Origin of the sequence: Saccharothrix sp. AJ9571 (assembly GCF_021725495.1) — a bacterium.
GTDB classification, from domain to species: Bacteria; Actinomycetota; Actinomycetes; order Mycobacteriales; family Pseudonocardiaceae; genus Amycolatopsis; species Amycolatopsis magusensis.
On record NZ_CP091382.1, the window covers coordinates 9,012,405 to 9,030,725 of the forward strand.

The window sequence follows — 18,321 nt, forward strand, 5'->3', positions numbered from 1 at the left end:
CACCCGGCGCGTTGCCTCCTTGCCCAGCGTGGTGTGCCGTGGTGCGATTCAGTGATTCGGTCGGATTCCGGCCCGTATCCGGCGCGCGCGGGCAACCCGGGCGGTGCTTCCGGCGTCCATAAGACGTAACGCCTGGGCCGAACGGCACAACGCGCCCCGGGCGGGTGGCTGCGCGCGAGTGCTGCGCTCTGGGAAGGGGCAGGTCAGTGACGTCAGTGACGTCGGGGAACGGGAAGTCGCGGCTGTATCGCAAACGGCGGCCGTGGCCGGCGCTGATCGTCATCGGTGTGCTCGGGGTGATCGCCATGGGCGTGTGGATCAACGCGCTGGTCACCAAGGACGACGCCACCAGTGAGGCGATCCGCTGCGACCCGGCGCCGGTCGCGCCGCAGGGGGTGAGCTACACCCCGGTCGCGCACGACGCGCTCGACGACACCGCACCGATCCCGCCGGACAAGATCGCGCTGAAGGTGCTCAACGCGAGCGGCATCCGCGGCCAGGGCGCGATCACCACGGCCACCCTGGGCGAACTCGGCTTCACCGAGGCCGCCGAACCGGAGAACGACCCCGCCTACGAAGGCGTCGAGGCCAACTGCCGCGGGCAGATCCGCTACGGCGAGAACGGCAAGGCGGCCGCGCGCACGCTGAGCCTGATCGACCCCTGCGTGGAACTGGTCGAGGACAACCGCGAGGACGCCAGCGTCGACCTGAGCATCGGCACGCGGTTCGGCGACCCGCGGCCCAACCAGGCCGGGCTGGACATCCTCAAGGAGCTGAGCACCTGGTCCAGCCAGAACCAGGAGTCCGACTCCGGCGGCAACGAGCAGTCCACCGGGCAGTCCGCGCCGACCATCGAGAAGGAACGGCTCGCCGCGGCCCGCGCCGGTTACTGCTGAGCCACGCTCACACCCCCGCACCACCACCGTCGGCGATCGCCTCGCGCAGCGCGCCCGCGATCGACGGCGCCGCGGCGAAGGTGAGGTCCTCGCCGAGCGCGGGCTCCTCCCCCGGCAGGCCGACCACCGCGCCCGCCTCGGCGGCCACCAGCGCGCCCGCGGCCCAGTCCCAGCGGTTCAGCCCGTGCTCGAAGTAGGCGTCGATCCAGCCCGCCCCCACCGCGCACAGGTCCAGTGACGCCGCACCGGCCCGCCGGATGTCCCGCACGCGCCCCAGCAGGCCCGCCACCAGCTCGGCCTGCCGCAGCCGCCGCTCGGCCCGGTAGGCGAACCCGGTGCCCACCAGGGCCAGCTCCAGCCGCTCCGGGGCGCCCACGCGCAACGGCCGCCCGTCCAGGAACGCCCCACCACCCCGCGTGGCCGTCCAGCGGCGCCCGCTGACCGGTTCCACCACCGCACCGGCCACCGACACCCCGTCCACCTGCGCGGCCAGCGAGACGGCGAACCAGGGGTATCCGTAGAGGAAGTTCACCGTGCCGTCGATCGGGTCGACCACCCAGTTGACCCTGCCCGGGGTGAGCTCGCCGCCGCCCTCCTCGCCCACCACCGGCTCGCCGGGGCGCAGTTCGGCCAGCTTCGCGCGGACAAAACGCTCCGTATCGCGGTCGACCGCGGTCACCACATCGGTTTCACTGGACTTCGTGTCCACCCGCACGGACCCGCCCGCGAGCAGGCGCGCACGCGCGTCGCGCACCAGTTCGGCGGCCTCGGCGGCGACCTGCTCGGCGGTCGCGGTCAAGCGCGTCGATATCGACTCCATAGCTCCCACCACATCATGCGAACCCGTGCCGTTACAGTCACCCGAGCGAGTTTCTGAATCGAGAATGAAGGGATCACGTCCATGACGGCGACCCGAGGTTTCGGCATCGACATCGGCGGCAGCGGGATCAAGGGTGCCCTGGTCGACCTGGAGAACGGCAAGCTCATCGGAGACCGGCTCCGGATCGACACCCCGCGCCCGGCCACCCCGGACGCCGTCGCGGACGTCGTCGCCGAGATCGTCGGGCACTTCGGCTGGGCGGGCCCGGTGGGGGTCACCCTGCCCGCGGTGATCAAGAAGGGCGTCGCGATGACCGCGGCGAACATCGATCCCAGCTGGATCGGCACCGACGCCGACGCGCTGTTCGCCAAGCGGCTGGGCCGCGGGGTGGACGAGATCGCCATGCTCAACGACGCGGACGCGGCGGGCATGGCCGAGATCCGCTTCGGCGACCCGGCGGCCCGCAAGGGCGTGACCGCGCTGCTCACCTTCGGCACCGGCATCGGCAGCGCGGTGTTCCTGGACGGGCGGCTGGTGCCGAACACCGAACTGGGCCACCTCGAGGTGGACGGGCACGACGCGGAGAAGAAGGCGGCCGCCTCGGTCAAGGACAACGAGGGCATGTCCTACCCGGAGTGGTCGAAGCGGGTCGACCGGTACCTCTCCGTGCTCGAGAACCTGATCTGGCCGGACCTGTTCATCGTCGGCGGCGGGGTCAGCAAGAAGGCGGAGAAGTGGGTGCCGCTGCTCGAGATCCGCACCCCGATCGTGGTCGCCTCGCTGCAGAACAACGCCGGCATCGTGGGCGCGGCGGCGGCAGCCGTGGAGGGTATCGAGCACTGATTCCGGCTTCGCGGCGACCCCCTCCGCCATGCCCGGGGGTGATCGCTTCGCGACGCCGGTGGGCAACGTCGTTACAATGGAACACGGCCCACGGCCACGGCGGGCAAAACCGCAGGCCGAGGGGTGTTCCCCGAATCTGAGGCAGCTGAGGCCGGAGTGTCTCGGCTCGCCATGATCGACCGCTGCGAAAGGGCGTACGTGGCAGCCGCAAGAACCGCAACCCGAGGCGGGACGAAGACAACCAGCGCCGCCAAGACCTCGCCGGAAGGCCAGGACGTGGATCCCGAGACCCAGCCCGAAGGCACCTCGGGGGAGGCGAAGCCTGCCGCCCGCAAGGGCGCGGCCAAGGCCGGAGCCAAGAAGGCCCCCGCGAAGGGAGCCCGCGCCAAGAAGCCGGCGGGCAAGGACGACGTCAAGGGCGCCGACGGCGAAGTCGTCGGCGAGGAGATCGACGAGGCTTCGCTGGACGCCGACCTGGCCGATCTCGAGAGTGTGGAGATCGACGTCGTCGACGCCACGGTGAGCGAGGAGCCCGAGGAGGACGAGCCCGAGCCGGAAGAGGCCGAGGTCCCGGTCGCCAGCACCCGCGCCGAGCGACAGGCGGCCAAGGGCAGCAAGCACGCCAACGACCCCGACTTCGTCTGGGACGAGGAAGAGTCGGAGGTGCTGCGGCAGGCCCGCAAGGACGCCGAACTCACCGCTTCGGCCGACTCCGTCCGCGCCTACCTCAAGCAGATCGGCAAGGTCGCGCTGCTCAACGCGGAGGAGGAGGTGGAGCTGGCCAAGCGCATCGAGGCCGGGCTCTACGCCGCCGAGCGCGTGCGCACCGCCGAGGAGGAGGGCGAGAAGCTCACCACCCAGATGCGCCGCGACCTGAAGTGGATCGTGCGTGACGGGGAGCGGGCGAAGTACCACCTGCTCGAGGCGAACCTGCGTCTGGTGGTGTCGCTGGCCAAGCGCTACACCGGCCGTGGCATGGCGTTCCTGGACCTGATCCAGGAGGGCAACCTCGGGCTCATCCGCGCGGTGGAGAAGTTCGACTACACCAAGGGCTTCAAGTTCTCCACCTACGCGACCTGGTGGATCCGGCAGGCGATCACCCGCGCGATGGCCGATCAGGCCCGCACCATCCGCATCCCGGTGCACATGGTCGAGGTGATCAACAAGCTCGGGCGCATCCAGCGCGAGTTGCTGCAGGACCTCGGCCGCGAGCCGACGCCGGAAGAGCTGGCCAAGGAGATGGACATCTCCCCGGAGAAGGTGCTGGAGATCCAGCAGTACGCCCGGGAGCCCATCTCGCTCGACCAGACCATCGGTGACGAGGGTGATTCGCAGCTCGGTGACTTCATCGAGGACAGCGAAGCCGTGGTCGCGGTGGACGCGGTGTCGTTCACGCTGCTGCAGGACCAGCTGCAGTCGGTGCTGCAGACCCTGTCCGAGCGCGAAGCGGGCGTGGTCCGCCTGCGCTTCGGCCTGACCGACGGCCAGCCGCGGACTTTAGACGAGATCGGGCAGGTGTACGGGGTCACCCGGGAACGCATCCGGCAGATCGAGTCGAAGACCATGTCGAAACTGCGCCACCCGTCGCGCTCCCAAGTACTGCGCGACTACCTGGACTGACCGTCCACCCGCACCACCCACGAAGGTGGCTTCGCCCCGCGAAGCCACCTTCGTCCTTTCCACCCCCGAACCCCACACCCAGCCCCGAACCCCACACTCGCGTACCGAGTCCTACGTTGGGGCGCCCGAGTCCCACGTTCGCGTACCCGAGTCCCACATCCAGGCGTGCGACTCCCACGTTCAGGTAGCCGAGCCCCACATTCGGGCACCCGAGTTCCTCACTCACGCACCCGAATTCTGCATTCAGGCAGCTGAGTTCTACGTTCAGGCAGCCGAACCCCACGTTCGATGATTTCCCTCCGGGCTTGACATGGAATTCGCGAGCCTGAATTGCCGAACTCGGCTCGCTGAACGGGGAACTCGGGTGTCGGTTGGACTGCTCGGCACCCCGAACGCAAATTTCGTTCACCCGAGCGAGGAATTCGCGAACGTCGAGCTCGGCTACCCGAATGTAAAGCTCGAGTGCGGGAACGCAGGGTTCAGCTGCCTGAATGTAGAACTCGGGTGCCTGAATGCGGCCTCACGTGCGCGAACGTAGAACTCGGGTGTCTGAACGTGGGGTTCGGGTGTGGGGGTTAGGGGATGGGGAGGCCGGCGGTGCGTAGGGCGTGTTCGAGGCGTAGGCGTTCCAGGTCCCGGTCCAGGCCTTCCGGCAGGGTGTCCAGCCGGTGCGGGACTTCGACGACGGCACACGCTTCGGCCAGCAAGGCGTCGTAGGCCTGCCGCGTGCCGGTGCGGCGGGCGGCCGGGGTGCCGGGGCTGTAGGCGGCGAGCAGCCGGTGCACCCGGCGCAGGTCGGCGACCAGGTCCTGCACCGGCGGGTGGGCCGGAGGCAGCGGACGCGGGAAGAACCGTCGCCGCACAAGGCGGATCAGGCGTGGGACGCGCAGGAGCAACCAGAAGAGCACCGTGGGCGCGATCGCCACGAGTCCGTAGAGCAGCACAACGCCCATACCTCAGTCTACGACGGCCTCCCGCCGTTCATAAGCCTCCCGCGCGGCGATCAGGTCCGGCAGGTGGTTCGCCGCCCATTCCCGGCACGCCTCGATCGGGCCGAACAGCGATCGCCCCAGCGGGGTCAGCTCGTATTCGACCCGCGGCGGCACCTCCGGGTAGACCGTCCGCACGATCATGCCGTCCCGCTCCATCGCCCGCAGCGTCTCGGTGAGCACCTTCGGCGACACCCCGCGCATCGGCACCCGCAGCTCCGAGAACCGCCGCGGCCCGTCTTCCAGGCAGATCAGCACCATGCCCGCCCACTTGTCGCCGATGCGGATCGGCGTGACGCGGCTCGGGCAGGCCGGGTCGAACATGTCGGGATCAAGCGGTTGCCTCACCCGATCGAACATACCCGGCCCGCCCGCGCTCAGGCGCTCAATTCCAGCGACGGCCACTCCGCCAGGTCGGCCCGCAGCTGCCGGTCGTGGCTCGCCACGACCACCGCCACCGGCGTGCGCTGGATCGCCTCGGTCAGCTCGTCGACCAGCGTCACCGACAGGTGGTTCGTCGGCTCGTCCAGCAACAACACATGCGGGGCGTGCAACAGCAGCAAAGCCAGCGCCAGCCGCCGCCGCTGCCCGGTGGACAACCGGTTCACCGGACGGTCGGCGTCCGCCGCGGAGAACAGGCCCAGGCGCTTCAACGGCACCACCGCACCCGCGCTCAGCTGACCGCGGGACACCAGCTTCGCCGCCCGCCGTTCGTACAACGCGGCCGCGCCGACCGTGGTGTCCGGGAAGTCGGACTCCTGCGCCAGCAGCCCGACGCGCGCCGACCCCGCCCGCCACACCGATCCGGCCGCCGGTTCCAGCCGGCCGGCCAGCACGTTGAGCAGGGTCGACTTCCCGGCGCCGTTCGCACCCGAGACCAGCAGACGGTCCCCTGTGGACAGTGCGATGGGTTCGGCGAGCGCCAGCCTGCCGGGCACCGCCACCTCGGACGCGGTGAGCACCACGCCCTGCCCGGTGCCGGACAGGTCGGGGCAGGCGAAGCTCAGCCGCTCCGGCGGTGGCGGGACCCGGCGCTCGGCCAGCGCGTCGATGCGGCGCTGGACGTTGTGCAGCTGCCCGGGAGCGCGGGTGGCGCGCTTGTGCTTGTTCACGCCCTTGTCCGGGCGCCACGACGAGATCAGCCGGTTCGCCGCGGCCGTGGCGTCGTGCTCGAGCCGTTCGGCCTCACCGGATTCGAGCGCGTACCGCTGTTCCCAGCGCACCCGCTCGGCCGCCTTCTCCCGCTTGTACTCGGTGTACCCGCCGCCGTGGACCTTCGGCCCACCGTCCGCGGTCGGGTCCAGGTCGAGCAGCGAGCCGCACACCTCGTCGAGCAGCATCCGGTCGTGGCTGACCAGGACCACGGCACCGGGGTGCTCGCGGATCCGGCCGGTCAGGTAACCGAGCGCGGCGGCGTCGAGGTGGTTGGTCGGCTCGTCGAGCAGGAGGATGTCGACGCCCTCGGCGAGCAGGCAGGCCAGCCGGACGCGGTAGCGCTGCCCCACCGACAACTCGGCCAGCCGCCTGCCGCGGTCGGTGGTGGCGCCGAGTCCGGCCAGCGCCAGGTCGGCGCGCCGTTCGGCGTCCCACGCGTCCAGTTCCTCGGCGCGGGTGAGCGCGGCGGCGAACCGGTCGTCCGCGCCGGGTGCCTGCTCGGCCAGTGCGGCCGAGGCGGCGTCGAGCTCGGCCAGTGCCTCGCGGGCACCGGCCAGCGCGACATCCAGCAGGGTGGCGACGGTGTCGTGCTCGGTGAACGGCAGCTCCTGCCCGGCCATGGCCGCCGAACCGTGCCGCGACACTGTGCCGGTGTCGGGTGGCAGCGAGCCGGCCAGCAGGTGCAGCAGCGTGGTCTTCCCGCTGCCGTTCTCCCCCACCACACCGAGGCACTGCCCGGCGCTGACGACCAGCGAAACGTCTTCGAGCACGGGCTGCGCGACGAAGGACTTGCCCAGGTGCTCAGCCTGCAGGTGCGCGGATTTTCGGGTGCGTGACAAAGTTCCACTCCGATTTCGGGCCCGGGGCGCGCGGACGCGCGGAAACCACCGGGAAATTCCGGTCACAGGACGACGGAAAGCCCGCGCTCGCACGAAAAACCGCGGCGCCGGGCGGGCGAAATCAGAGGTAGAACTGGTAAGCCATGATCACGAGCATAGCCGGGCGCCCGGGACACGGCCAGCGGGTTTTCCGCCGCTTGCGCCGCCGGGGGCGCCGAATGGGCGAAACTGGGACGGTGGAGCCACCCTCGCCGGCCAGCCCGGTCACGTCCGACCACCTCGACGGTCTCGCCACCGTGCTCGACCTGGTGCGCACCGGCGCCGCCCGCACCCGGCCCGAGCTGGGCAGGCTGTCCGGGCTCGGGCGCACGGTGGTGACCCAGCGGCTCGGCCAGCTGACCGGTTGCGGCCTGCTCGAAGAGGGCAGGCTCGGGCCGTCCAGCGGCGGCCGGGCCCCGCGCGAACTGCGGTTCCGCGCCGAAGCCGGCGTGGTGCTCGCCGCCGAACTCGGGGCGACCAGCATCGCCACCGCGGCCACCGACCTGACCGGCCGGGTGCTCGCCCGCCGCGAGGAGCCCGGCGACGTCGCGCTCGGCCCGGAGGTGGTGCTGGACCGGGTGGAGGAGTTGTTCGAGGAACTGCTCGCCGAACTGGGTGGCGGCCGGGTGGTCTGGGGCATCGGGGTCGGCCTGCCCGGTCCGGTCGAGTTCGCCACCGGGCGCCCGAGCGCGCCGCCGATCATGCCCGGCTGGGACCGCTACCCCGTGCGCGATCGGCTCTCCACCCGGTACGCCGCGCCGGTGTGGGTGGACAACGAGGTCAACGCGATGGCGCTGGGCGAACTCCGCGCGGGCGCTGCGCGCGGTCAACAGGACATCATCCACATCAAGATCGGCACCGGCATCGGCGCCGGACTCGTCTCCGGCGGGCGGCTGCACCGCGGCAGCCAGGGCTGCGCCGGGGACATCGGGCACGCGGCGGTCGCGGACGATCCGGTGGTGGTCTGCCGCTGCGGCAACATCGGCTGCCTGGAAGCCTTCGCCGGCGGCTCCGCGCTGGCCAGGGACGGCGCCGCCGCGGCGAAGGAGGGCCGCAGCGAGTTCCTGGCGAGTCGGCTCGCCGAACGCGGCACGCTCACCGCGGCCGATGTCGCCACCGCGGCCCAAAGCGGTGACCGGACCTCGGTCGAGTTGCTCACCCAGGCGGGACGGCTGGTCGGCAGCCTGCTCGCCACCCTGGTCAGCTTCTACAACCCGGCGCTGGTGATCATCGGCGGCGGTGTTTCCGGCGCGGGCGATCTGCTGCTGGCCACGCTGCGCGAGACCGTCTACCGGCGTTCGCTCCCGCTGGCCACCCGCGAGCTGCGCATCACCCGGTCCACGCTGGGCGACGAGGCCGGTCTGATCGGCGCGGCGTTCATGGTCATCGACGAGCTCTTCGCGCCGGAACGGCTGGCGCACTGGATCGACACCGGCTCCCCGGCGGGCCGCCCGGCCCTGGTCGAGATCTCCCGCTGAACCGCCTGAAGAACTCCGTCGGTCAGTGGGTTTTCGACGCACCAGAAGCCGGTGACGACACCTCCAGCCTGCTACGACTTCCGGTCAGAACCGCACACCGGGAGCGCGGCGTGCCCTAGGGTGATAAGGGTGCCTGCGAAAGAACAGTCCCCCCGGCGCGTGTACGGCGGCCGTTCGGCAGCCGACCGCCGTGCCGAACGACGTGGCCGGCTGCTCGAAGCCGGGCTCGAACTGTTCGGCACCGAGGGCTACGCGGCCAGCTCGATCGAAAAGCTGTGTGCCGCGGCTTCGGTCTCCACGCGCAATTTCTACGAAGAGTTCAGCAGCCGCGAAGCGCTGTTGATGGCCATCCACAACCAGGTGATCGAATCAGCCGTCGGCGAGGTTTCCACCGCCTTCGCCGAGACCGACGACCAGCCGGTGACGGTGCGGATCGAACGGGCGGTGCGGGCCTACATCACCAGGACCGCCGCCGACCCCCGCCGGGCCAAACTGTCCTATGTGGAGATCATCGGGGTGAGCCCGGCGGTGGAGTCGCACCGGCTGGCCTGGCGCGCCCGCTGGGTGCAGATGCTGGTGGCCGAGGCCAAGCGCGCGGTGGCCAGGGGCGAGGCCGAGGAACGGGAGTTCGGCCTCGGCGCGGTGGCGTTGATCGGCGCGGTCAACGAGCTGGTCTTCCACTGGTCCACCGACGGCTACCAGACCCCGCTGGACGACGTGATCGCCGAGATCATCCGGATGGCCAAGGCTGTGATCATCCCACCGGGAACGGCGGCAGCGCCGGACTGAACAGCCACTCGTCGAAGAACGCCGCCAGGGAACGCCCGGCGTGCTCCTCGGCGAGCGCGGTGAACTGGGCGGTGGTCACCGTCGCGTGCCGGTAGCGCTGCGCCCAGTCCTTGAGCAGCGCGAAGAACGCCAGGTCTCCCAGCAGCTTGCGCAACGCGTGCAGGGTCAGCGCGCCGCGCTTGTAGACCCGCTCGTCGAACAACTTCTCCACGCCGGGGTCGCCGATGCGCAGGTCCGCAGGCAGCCCGGCCATCGCCGCGTGCCACCGGCGTGCTTGCACGTCCGCGGACAGCCCGCCGGATTCGGCCGCCCACAACCATTCCGCGTAGGTGGCGAAGCCCTCGTTGAGCCAGATGTGCTTCCATTCGGCCACGGTCAGGCTGTTGCCGAACCACTGGTGGGCCAGTTCGTGCACGATCAGCCGCTCGTGCGTGCCGCGGCCGTCGAGCAGGTTGGCGCCGAACACCGACAGGCCCTGCGCCTCGATCGGCTCCTCCAGCTCGTCGTCGGTCACCACGACCACGTACTCGCCGAACGGGTAGGGCCCGAAGAACCCTTCGAGCGCGTCGACCATGTCGCTCTGGCGGCGGAAGTCGCGGTCGAACAGGGCACGCAGGCGCGGCGGCACGGCGGCGAACTGCGGCACCGGCCCGGTGGCCAGCGCCACCTGCTCGTACCGTCCGATGTGGACACCCATCAGGTAGGTGGCGGTCGGCTCCGGCCGCTCGAACACCCAGGTGGTCGTGCTCGCGCCCTGGCGCTTGGCCAGCAGGTTCCCGGTGACCAGCACCGTGTACGCCGACGAGGTGGTCACCGAGACCCGGTAGGCCGCCTTGTCCGACGGGTGGTCGTTGCAGGGGAACCACGAGGGCGCGCCGACCGGCTGGCTGGCCACCAGCGCGCCGTCGGTCAGTTCGTCCCAGCCGATGTCGCCCCAGGCCGCCGAAGCGATCGGGTGCGGGTTGCCGGTGTAGCGGATCTCGGCCATGAAGACCGAACCCGCCTGCAGCGCGCGCTGCGGTTTGACGTGCAGCTTGCCCGCGCGCTGGGTGTACTTCGCGCTCTGCCCGTTGACCTGCACCCGGCCGATCCGGAAACCCGCCAGGTCCAGGCTGAACCGCGACAGCGCCTGGGTGGCCACGCCCTCGATCACCGCGTGCCCGGACAGCCGGTTCGGGCCGACCTTGTAGTCCAGGTCCAGGGTGTACCTGGTGACCTGGTAGCCACCGTTGCCGTGCGCGGGGAGGTACGAGTCCGGTGAGGTGTCCGCGCCGGGCGCGGGCTGCATCGACTTCGCACTCACCCGCGGCGCCCACCTTTCGACCAGGCCGCGATCGGGTTGCCGAGCCAGCGCGTGTCCGCGGGCACCACGTCGCCGCGGGTGACCAGCGAGCCGGGGCCGACCGTGGTGCGGGCACCGATGCTCGCGCCCGGCAGCACGATGCCGTGCGGCCCGAGCGTGGCTCCCTCGTGCAGGCTCACCCCGTCCATGCGCATGATTCGATCATGGAACAGGTGCGTCTGGACCACGCACCCCCGGTTCACCGTGGCGCCGTCACCGAGGGTGACCAGATCCGATTCGGGCAGCCAGTACGTCTCCAGCCACACCCCGCGGCCGATCCGGGCGCCCATGGTGCGCAACCACATCGGCAGCAGCGGCGTGCCGCTGACCCCGCCGACGAACCACGGCACCGCGAGCACTTCGACGAAGGTGTCGGCGAGTTCGTTGCGCCAGACGAACGAGCTCCACAGCGGGTGCTCGACCGCGCGGAACCGCCCGACCAGCGTCCACTTCATCACCGTGGCGGTGGCGGCGGCCACCACCCCGGCGGCGAACAGGATCGGCCCGCCGAGCAGCGCCGTCCAGCCGAGGCCGACGGCGGTGATCGACGCCTGCAGCGCGGCCAGCGTCAGCACCGACAGCGCCACCGCGCACATCACCGGCACGATCCGGCACAACTCGATCAGCCCGCGAGCCAGCTTCAGCCGCGCCGGCGGGGCGTAGGTGCGGCCCGCGTCGCCGCTCTCGACCGAGCGCCGCAGCGGCATCGGCGGCATGCCCAGGTACGAGGAACCCTTCTTGGCCTTCAGCGGGGTGGACGACAGCACGCCGACCAGCCCGCGCTTGGGCACCGAACGGCCCGGCGCGGTGATGCCGGAGTTGCCGAGGAAAGCCTGCTTCCCGATCCGGGCGGGCGCGACGTGCAGCCAGCCGTGGCCGAGTTCGTAGGTGGCGACCATGGTGTCGTCGGCGAGGAAGGCACCGTCGTCGACCTGGGTCATCTTCGGCAGCGCGAGCACGGTGGACACCTCGGCCCCACGGCCCACCTTCGCGCCGAGCAACCGCAGCCAGACGGGGGTGAACAGGCTGGCGTACAACGGGAACAGCCCGGTCCGCGCCATGCCCATCAGCCGCTCGGTGGTCCACACCTGCCAGGAGACCCGGCCGTGCACGGGGTGGTAGCCCTCGACCATGCCGACGCTCAGCGCACGCACGCCGGCGAGCACCAGAAGCGCGTACGCGGCGAAGTAGGCGACGGTGGCGAGCGGCACCCAGGTCAGCGCACCGCCCAGTGCCGCGCCCAGGCTCGGCGCGCCGACGACTCCGCGAGCCAGCAGCACCAGCGCCGGAACCGCGGCGACCGCGGGCAGCAGGCCCAGCAGCAGCGAGGTCAGCCCGTAGACCACCGACCAGCGGCGTGACCGCAGCGGGCGGCTCGACGGCCACTTCAGCGTGTCCTTGCCGCTGCGTTCGGCGGGCGAACCGGCCCAGCGCTGCCCGGCGGGCACCGCGCCGCGCACGGTTGACCCGGCGGCGATTTCCGCGCCCTTGCCGATCCGCGCGCCGGGGAAGAGCGTGCTGCGGGCACCGATCCGCGCGTCCGCGCCGATCCGGATCTTGCCGATGTGCACCAGATCGCCGTCGACCCAGTAACCCGAGAGGTCGGACTCCGGTTCCACGGCGGCACCGCGGCCGAGCTTGAGCAGGCCGGTCACCGGCGGCGGCGAGTGCAGGTCGGCGTCCTTGCCGACCCTCGCGCCCAGCGCCCGCGCGTAGTGCGTCATCCAGGACGCGCCTGCCACTTCGGCGGCACCGCTGTACTCGGCCAGCTTCTCCGCCGTCCACAGTCGCAAGTGGATATTCCCGCCGCGCGGGTAGCTGCCGGGGCGGACCCCGCGCAGCAGCAGCCGCGCGCCACCGGCGGCGATCGCGATGCGCCCGGCGGGGGTGAACAGCAGCAGCCAGGCCGCGCCGAGCAGCCACCAGGACACCGCGGGCGCCCAGGACAGGCCGCCGAATTCGGCCAGCGCGGTGGACAACGCGGCGGTGATGGTGGTCCAGCGCAGGCCCGGCAACGCCATCAGCGGCAGCATCAGCAGGCTCTGGATGATCCCGGCGCGCCGCGGGGTCGGCGCGATCTCCCGCCGCTTGGTCTCGGCGGTGCTCAGCTCGTCCAGCATCGCGGCGAGCGAACCCAGCTTCGGGTGCTGGTAGATGTCGTTGACCGACACCGACGGGTGCCGGGTGCGGATGCGCGCGATCAGCTGCGCGGCGGTGAGGCTGCCCCCGCCGTTGCTGAAGAAGTCAGCCTTGCCGCTGCGCACGGTGACCCCGAGGATCTCCGCCCAGCCCTCGGCCAGCCACGCCTCGGTCGGGCTGAGGCCGCCGGAACTGTCCGGAGTGGACTGTTCGGGCACGGACGGCAGTGGCCACGGCAGCGCGTCGCGGTCCACCTTGCCCGATGTCCGCGTCGGCAGGTCGGTGACCGGCGCCAGCAACGGCACGAGCGCGGCGGGCAGGCGCTCGCGCAGCTTCGCGGTGGCGGTGTCGACGTCGAAGGTGGCGCCGTCCCTCGGCACCACGTACCCGACCAGGATCTGGTTTCCCGCCTTGGTCTTGCGGATCGCGGCGGCGGCACCGGCGACGTCCGGCAGCGCCTGCAGCGCCGCGTCCACCTCGCCGAGTTCGATGCGGCGGCCGCCGAGTTTGACCTGCTCGTCGGCGCGGCCGAGGAAGAGCAGGCCTTCCGGTTCGGCGCGGACCAGGTCGCCGCTGCGGTAGGCGCGGCGCCAGCCGAGCGCGGCCAGCGGGGCGAACTTCTCCGCGTCCTTGGCCTCGTCGAGGTAGCGGGCCAGTCCGGCGCCGCCGATCACCAGCTCGCCGCTCTCACCCATGCCGACCAGTTCGCCGCGCTCGTCGACCACGGCGAGCTGCCAGCCGGCCAGCGGCAGGCCGATCCGGACCGGGCCCTCCCCGGTGAGCTGCGCGGCGCAGGCGACCACGGTGGCCTCGGTCGGGCCGTAGGTGTTCCACACCTCGCGGCCCTCGACGGCGACCCGTTCGGCCAGTTCGGGCGGGCAGGCTTCGCCGCCGAAGATGAGCAGGCGGACGTCTTCCAGCGCGTCGGCGGGCCACAGCGCGGCCAGCGTCGGCACGGTGGAGACCACGGTGATGCGCTGCGCGACCAGCCACGGGCCGAGGTCGACCCCGGTGCGCACCAGCGAGCGCGGCGCGGGGACCAGGCAGGCGCCGTGGCGCCAGGCCAGCCACATCTCCTCGCACGAGGCGTCGAAGGCGACCGACAACCCCGCGAGCACGCGGTCACCGGGACCGAGCGGCTCGTCCGCGAGGAAGAGCTCCGCCTCGGCGTCGACGAAGGCCGCGGCGGCCGAATGGCTCACCGCCACGCCCTTGGGCTTCCCGGTCGAGCCGGAGGTGAAGATGATCCACGCGTCGTCGGTCGGCGCGGGGGCGCCGACCCGGCCGGACGGCGTGCCCAGCTCGGTGATCGCACCGCCGTCGCCGAGCACCGCGCACACCCCGGCCTCGCCGAACACCAGCTCGGCGCGCTCGTCCGGGTCGTCCGCGTCGACCGGAACGTAGGCCGCTCCCGCCGACAACACCGCCAGGATGGCCACGTACAGCTCCGCGGTCCCCGAGGAGATCCGCACGCCGACGCGGTCGCCCGCGCCGATGCCGATGGCCGCCAGCTTGGCGCGGAGGGCGTCGATCTCCTCCGCGAGCCGGCGGTAGGTCAGCACGGTGCGACCGTCGTCGAGCGCGGCGGCACCGGGGTGCTTGGCCACGGTCGCGCCGAGCACGTCCAGCAGGGTGCGCTCACTGGCGGCCAGGCCGGACCAGTACAGCGCACGATCGAGAGCGGGCGCGGCCGAGGGCGCGACGGTCACCTCGGCAACGCAGGCAAAAGGCCGATGATCAGCGGTCAGGGTCACTGAGGACCTTCACTCACCTTTCCGACGAGCGTCATTCGGGCATGCTCTCCCGAATGAGGCGCCCGCGGTACAGGCCTTCCAGAATACGTCAGGTGAACGACGGATTTCCGCAGGGTCTCGCGATTATGTCGGAGATCACCCGGTCAGGGCCGCTTCACCGGCTTCTTGCTCCCGGTCTTGGGTTTTTTCTCCCGAACCCGCACGTTGATGCGCACAGGACTACCGGTGAAACCGAATCGCTCGCGGAATTTCCGCTCGATGAAACGGCGATATCCGGCCTCCAGGAAACCGGTGGTGAACAGCACCAGCGTGGGCGGGCGAATTCCGGCCTGGGTGGCGAAAAGCACCTTCGGCTGCTTGCCGCCGCGCACCGGCGGCGGGGTGGCCGCGATGAGGTCGGAGAGCCAGCCGTTGAGCTGTCCGGTGGACACCCGCTGGTCCCACGACTCGAGCGCGGTGCGCAGGGCCGGGGCCAGTTTGCGCACCGAGCGGCCGGTCAGCGCGGAGATGTTGACCCGCTCCGCCCACGGCACCCGGACCAGGCCGCGTTCCAGCTCGCGCTCGAGCTGGTGCCTGCGGTCCTCGTCGACCAGGTCCCACTTGTTCATCGCCAGCACGCAGGCACGGCCAGCCTCGACCACCATGGTCAGCACCCGCAGGTCCTGCTCGCTGATCGGCTCGCTGGCGTCCAGCAGCACGATGACCACCTCGGCCGCGTCGATCGCGGTCTTGGTGCGCAGCGAGGCGTAGTACTCGGTGCCGCTGGCGGTCTGCACCCGCTTGCGCAGGCCCGCGGTGTCGACGAACCGCCACGGCTCGCCGTCCAGCTCGACCAGCGAGTCGACCGGGTCCACCGTGGTGCCCGCCACCGAGTCGACCACCGAGCGCTCCTGGCCGGTGAGCTTGTTCAGCAGGCTGGACTTGCCCACGTTCGGCTTGCCGACCAGCGCCACGCGGCGCGGCCCGGCCGGGCGGTCGTGGTCCCGCGGCGCCTCGGGCAGCGCCTTGACGATCGCGTCGAGCAGATCGCCGGAGCTGCGCCCGTGCAGCGCGCTGACCGGGTGCGGTTCACCGAGGCCGAGCGACCACAGCGAGGCCGTCTCGGCGAGCAGCCGCTCGTCGTCGACCTTGTTCGCGGCCAGCAGCACCGGCCGGTCCGAGCGCCGGAGCACCTTGGCCACGGCCTCGTCGGTGGCGGTGGCGCCGACCGAGGCGTCCACCACGACCAGCACCGCGTCGGCGGTGTTCATCGCGATCTCGGCCTGCGCGGCCACCGAGGCCTGCAGCCCACTCGCCTTCGGCTCCCAGCCGCCGGTGTCCACCACGGTGAACCGGCGCCCGGCCCACAGCGCGTCGTAGGCGATCCGGTCCCTGGTCACGCCGGGCGTGTCCTGCACCACCGCTTCCCGGCGCCCGAGGATGCGGTTGACCAAGGTGGACTTGCCCACGTTCGGCCTGCCGACCACCGCGAGCACCGGCTGCGCCTGGCCCGTCTCTTCACCCTCGGCACCGTCGTCGATGTCCGCGCCCAGCACGGCGAACTCCGACTCGTCGGACCACGTGCCGTCTACCGGGTTCAACTCGGTCATGCCTGCTCTTTCCGTCCCTGCGCCCGGATCCCGTGCGCCTCGCGCCAGTCGTCCAGCGCTCGTACCACCGCGGCGAGATCGCCGCGAAGCTGTTCCGTCGCCGTTTCCAGGCCGGCGCGGCCCTTGCCGACCGCCACGGTGAACGGCTCCCCCACCAGGATGTCCACCCGCGGCCGGAACCGGCGCCCGCCGCCATCCGGCCTGCGGGTCCCCCGTGTCGCCACGCTGATCACCCGCGCCCCGGAAGCACGGACCAGCCAGGCGGCACCCCGCTGGGCATTGTCCACGTCCCCCGCGCCACGCGTGCCCTCGGGGAAGACCCCGACGACACCCCCGTCGCGCAGCACCGACACCGCGGTCAGCAGCGGAGCGCGGTCGGGCGCGCCCCGCCGGACCGGGATCTGGCCGATGCGGCGCAGACCCCAGCCGGCGGCCCCGGCGAACAGCTCCTGCTTGACCAGGAACGCGCACCGGCGCCGCAACATTCCGTAGATCAGCTGCGGTTCCAGCATCGAGCTGTGGTTGGCGATCACGACCAGCGGACCGGTCGCCGGCACCCGCTGGGCGCCGTGCACGTGGAGCCGGAACCCCGGCCGGAGCCCGTAGCGGCCGATCAGCTTGCCGAAGTCGTGCATCCAGGGCACCGCGCCGTCCGGCAGCCCCGTCGGTGCGGCCGAACTCACCTCAGTGCCTCGGCACCCACCTGGTCCAGCAGGCCGCGCTCCCGCGCCAGTCCGGTCAGGGTGGTGATCACCTGTTCGCGATCGAGGTCGCTGGTGTCCAGGCCGACGGCGTCCTCGGCGGCCCGCAGCGGCGACGCGGCGCGGGTGGAGTCGAGCCGGTCGCGGCGGTCCACCGCCGCGCGCACGGACTCCACAGTGGACTCGACACCGGTGGCGCTGTGCTCGGCGCTGCGCCGGGCGGCGCGGGCTTCCGGCGAGGCGGTGAGGAAGACCTTGAGCGGGGCGTCCGGGGCGACCACGGTGCCGATGTCCCGGCCGTCGACCACGATGCCGCCCTGCGCGGCGAGCACCTCGGCGATGATCCGCCGCTGCTCGCCGACCAGCCGGGCGCGCACCTCGGGCACCGCGGAGACCGGCGAAACCGCGTGGTCCACGTCGCCGCCGCGGATCGCCACGGCCACGTCCTCGCCGTCCAGCAGCACCCGCACACCCGCCGGATCGGTGCCGACGGTCAGTTCGGTGCGCTCGGCGACGCCGAGCACCGCGGCCGGATCGGCCGGATCGGCACCCGCGCGCAGCACGGCGAGCGCGATCACCCGGTACATCGCGCCGGTGTCCAGGTAGCCCGAACCCAGCCGGGTCGCCAGTCCGCGCGCGGCCGTGGTCTTGCCGGTCCCGGACGGACCATCCAGCGCGATCACGCCTCGCAGCACGCCTGCCACCACCGCTCCCCGTTCCTTCGGCCCGTCACCCGTCGGCGTCCATTCTGCCCGGTGGCGACGCGGCGATCACGGCCGGGACGTCTTGCGGCTGGTCACCCGCACAATGGGTTACCGTGGACAGGTGAACGTGGAAGTGACTCCCCTGCCCGGGATCGGCGTGCGCAAGGACTTCGCCCTGCGCAGCGGGCGGCGGGTGGGTGTGGTGAACCACCGGGACGGGCAGATCGAGCTCATCGTGTCCAAGTCCGACGACCCGGACGCCTGCCTGGCCGCGCTGCCGCTGACCATCGACGAGGCCGCCGCGCTGTCGAACCTGCTCGGCGCGCCGCAGCTGGTCGCCCAGCTCAAGGAAGAGCAAGCCGACCTGCCCGGCATCAACACCAAGCAGCTGCCGGTCGCCACCGGATCACCGTTCGACGGCCGGACGCTGGGCGACACCGCCCTGCGCTCGCGCACCGGCGTGTCGGTGGTCGCGGTGATGCGGGCCGGGCAGGTGCACCCCTCCCCCATCCCGGACTTCACCCTGACCGGCGGCGACCTGATGGTCACCGTCGGCACCTCCGAAGGGCTGCAGGCGGCCTACAAGATCCTCAAGAACGGCTGAGGGTCGCTCACCTGGCGTTG

At 71.8% G+C, this 18,321-nt stretch carries 15 protein-coding genes; 6 read left to right on the top strand and 9 right to left on the bottom strand.

What is annotated here, in order from left to right:
- Positions 1-215: 215 nt before the first annotated feature.
- The gene (gene cei / locus L3Q67_RS40770) at positions 216-896 is read left to right on the top strand and encodes an envelope integrity protein Cei (RefSeq protein WP_499191760.1); all 681 of its coding nucleotides are present in this window, start codon (positions 216-218) and stop codon (positions 894-896) included.
- A 7-nt stretch (positions 897-903) separates the two neighbouring features.
- Here the strand turns inward: cei and L3Q67_RS40775 are convergent, their stop codons facing one another.
- Positions 904-1,716 carry an inositol monophosphatase family protein gene (locus tag L3Q67_RS40775; RefSeq protein ID WP_499186749.1) on the bottom strand — a complete coding sequence of 271 codons (813 nt, stop codon included), beginning with the start codon at positions 1,714-1,716 and terminating at the stop codon, positions 904-906.
- Positions 1,717-1,797: 81 nt separating this feature from the next.
- Here L3Q67_RS40775 and ppgK point away from each other — a divergent pair, with 81 nt between their 5' ends.
- Positions 1,798-2,559: a polyphosphate--glucose phosphotransferase gene (gene ppgK / locus L3Q67_RS40780; RefSeq protein WP_209665723.1), complete on the top strand. Its 762-nt coding sequence runs from the start codon at positions 1,798-1,800 to the stop codon at positions 2,557-2,559.
- A gap of 171 nt (positions 2,560-2,730) precedes the next feature.
- A complete protein-coding gene (locus L3Q67_RS40785) occupies positions 2,731-4,179 on the top strand; it encodes an RNA polymerase sigma factor (RefSeq protein WP_499191761.1) in 1,449 nt (482 codons plus the stop codon).
- Positions 4,180-4,754: 575 nt separating this feature from the next.
- Here the strand turns inward: L3Q67_RS40785 and L3Q67_RS40790 are convergent.
- The 3 genes from L3Q67_RS40790 to L3Q67_RS40800 are packed head-to-tail and all read right to left on the bottom strand — an operon-like array spanning position 4,755 to position 7,162.
- Complete coding sequence (locus L3Q67_RS40790; protein ID WP_499186750.1) at positions 4,755-5,132, bottom strand: hypothetical protein; 378 nt, start codon at positions 5,130-5,132, stop codon at positions 4,755-4,757.
- Between the two features lie 3 nt (positions 5,133-5,135).
- Entirely contained in the window at positions 5,136-5,492 is a 357-nt protein-coding gene (locus L3Q67_RS40795) for a winged helix-turn-helix transcriptional regulator (protein WP_499191762.1), read from the bottom strand.
- Positions 5,493-5,545: 53 nt separating this feature from the next.
- A complete protein-coding gene (locus tag L3Q67_RS40800) occupies positions 5,546-7,162 on the bottom strand; it encodes an ABC-F family ATP-binding cassette domain-containing protein (protein ID WP_499186751.1) in 1,617 nt (538 codons plus the stop codon).
- A gap of 236 nt (positions 7,163-7,398) precedes the next feature.
- Between L3Q67_RS40800 and L3Q67_RS40805 the strand changes: the two genes are divergently transcribed.
- Together L3Q67_RS40805 and L3Q67_RS40810 are read left to right on the top strand one after the other, a co-directional pair.
- Positions 7,399-8,679: an ROK family protein gene (locus tag L3Q67_RS40805; RefSeq protein ID WP_499186752.1), complete on the top strand. Its 1,281-nt coding sequence runs from the start codon at positions 7,399-7,401 to the stop codon at positions 8,677-8,679.
- Positions 8,680-8,808: 129 nt separating this feature from the next.
- Positions 8,809-9,468: a TetR/AcrR family transcriptional regulator gene (locus L3Q67_RS40810; RefSeq protein ID WP_499186753.1), complete on the top strand. Its 660-nt coding sequence runs from the start codon at positions 8,809-8,811 to the stop codon at positions 9,466-9,468.
- On the opposite strand, the gene L3Q67_RS40815 is transcribed toward L3Q67_RS40810, so the two are convergent.
- From L3Q67_RS40815 to cmk, 5 genes are all read right to left on the bottom strand, one after another.
- Positions 9,434-10,756 (bottom strand): M1 family metallopeptidase, encoded by a 1,323-nt coding sequence (locus tag L3Q67_RS40815; protein WP_499191763.1) that lies wholly within the window; start codon positions 10,754-10,756, stop codon positions 9,434-9,436. The two genes, L3Q67_RS40810 and L3Q67_RS40815, sit on opposite strands and share 35 nt — an antisense overlap.
- Positions 10,757-10,767: 11 nt before the next feature.
- On the bottom strand, positions 10,768-14,703 hold the full coding sequence (locus L3Q67_RS40820) for a non-ribosomal peptide synthetase (RefSeq protein ID WP_499186754.1): 3,936 nt from the start codon (positions 14,701-14,703) through the stop codon (positions 10,768-10,770).
- A 143-nt stretch (positions 14,704-14,846) separates the two neighbouring features.
- The gene (der, locus tag L3Q67_RS40825) at positions 14,847-16,292 is read right to left on the bottom strand and encodes a ribosome-associated GTPase EngA (protein WP_499186755.1); all 1,446 of its coding nucleotides are present in this window, start codon (positions 16,290-16,292) and stop codon (positions 14,847-14,849) included.
- Positions 16,289-16,927, bottom strand: coding sequence for a lysophospholipid acyltransferase family protein (locus L3Q67_RS40830; protein WP_499191764.1), 639 nt, complete (start codon positions 16,925-16,927; stop codon positions 16,289-16,291). Before L3Q67_RS40830 ends, der begins: the two co-directional genes overlap by 4 nt.
- Before the next feature lie 44 nt (positions 16,928-16,971).
- Positions 16,972-17,697, bottom strand: coding sequence for a (d)CMP kinase (gene cmk, locus L3Q67_RS40835; RefSeq protein WP_499186756.1), 726 nt, complete (start codon positions 17,695-17,697; stop codon positions 16,972-16,974).
- 121 nt (positions 17,698-17,818) lie between these two features.
- Here cmk and L3Q67_RS40840 point away from each other — a divergent pair, with 121 nt between their 5' ends.
- Positions 17,819-18,301, top strand: a complete 483-nt coding sequence (locus tag L3Q67_RS40840; protein ID WP_499186757.1) for a cation:proton antiporter regulatory subunit — start codon at positions 17,819-17,821, stop codon at positions 18,299-18,301.
- The last annotated feature ends 20 nt before the right edge of the window (positions 18,302-18,321 follow it).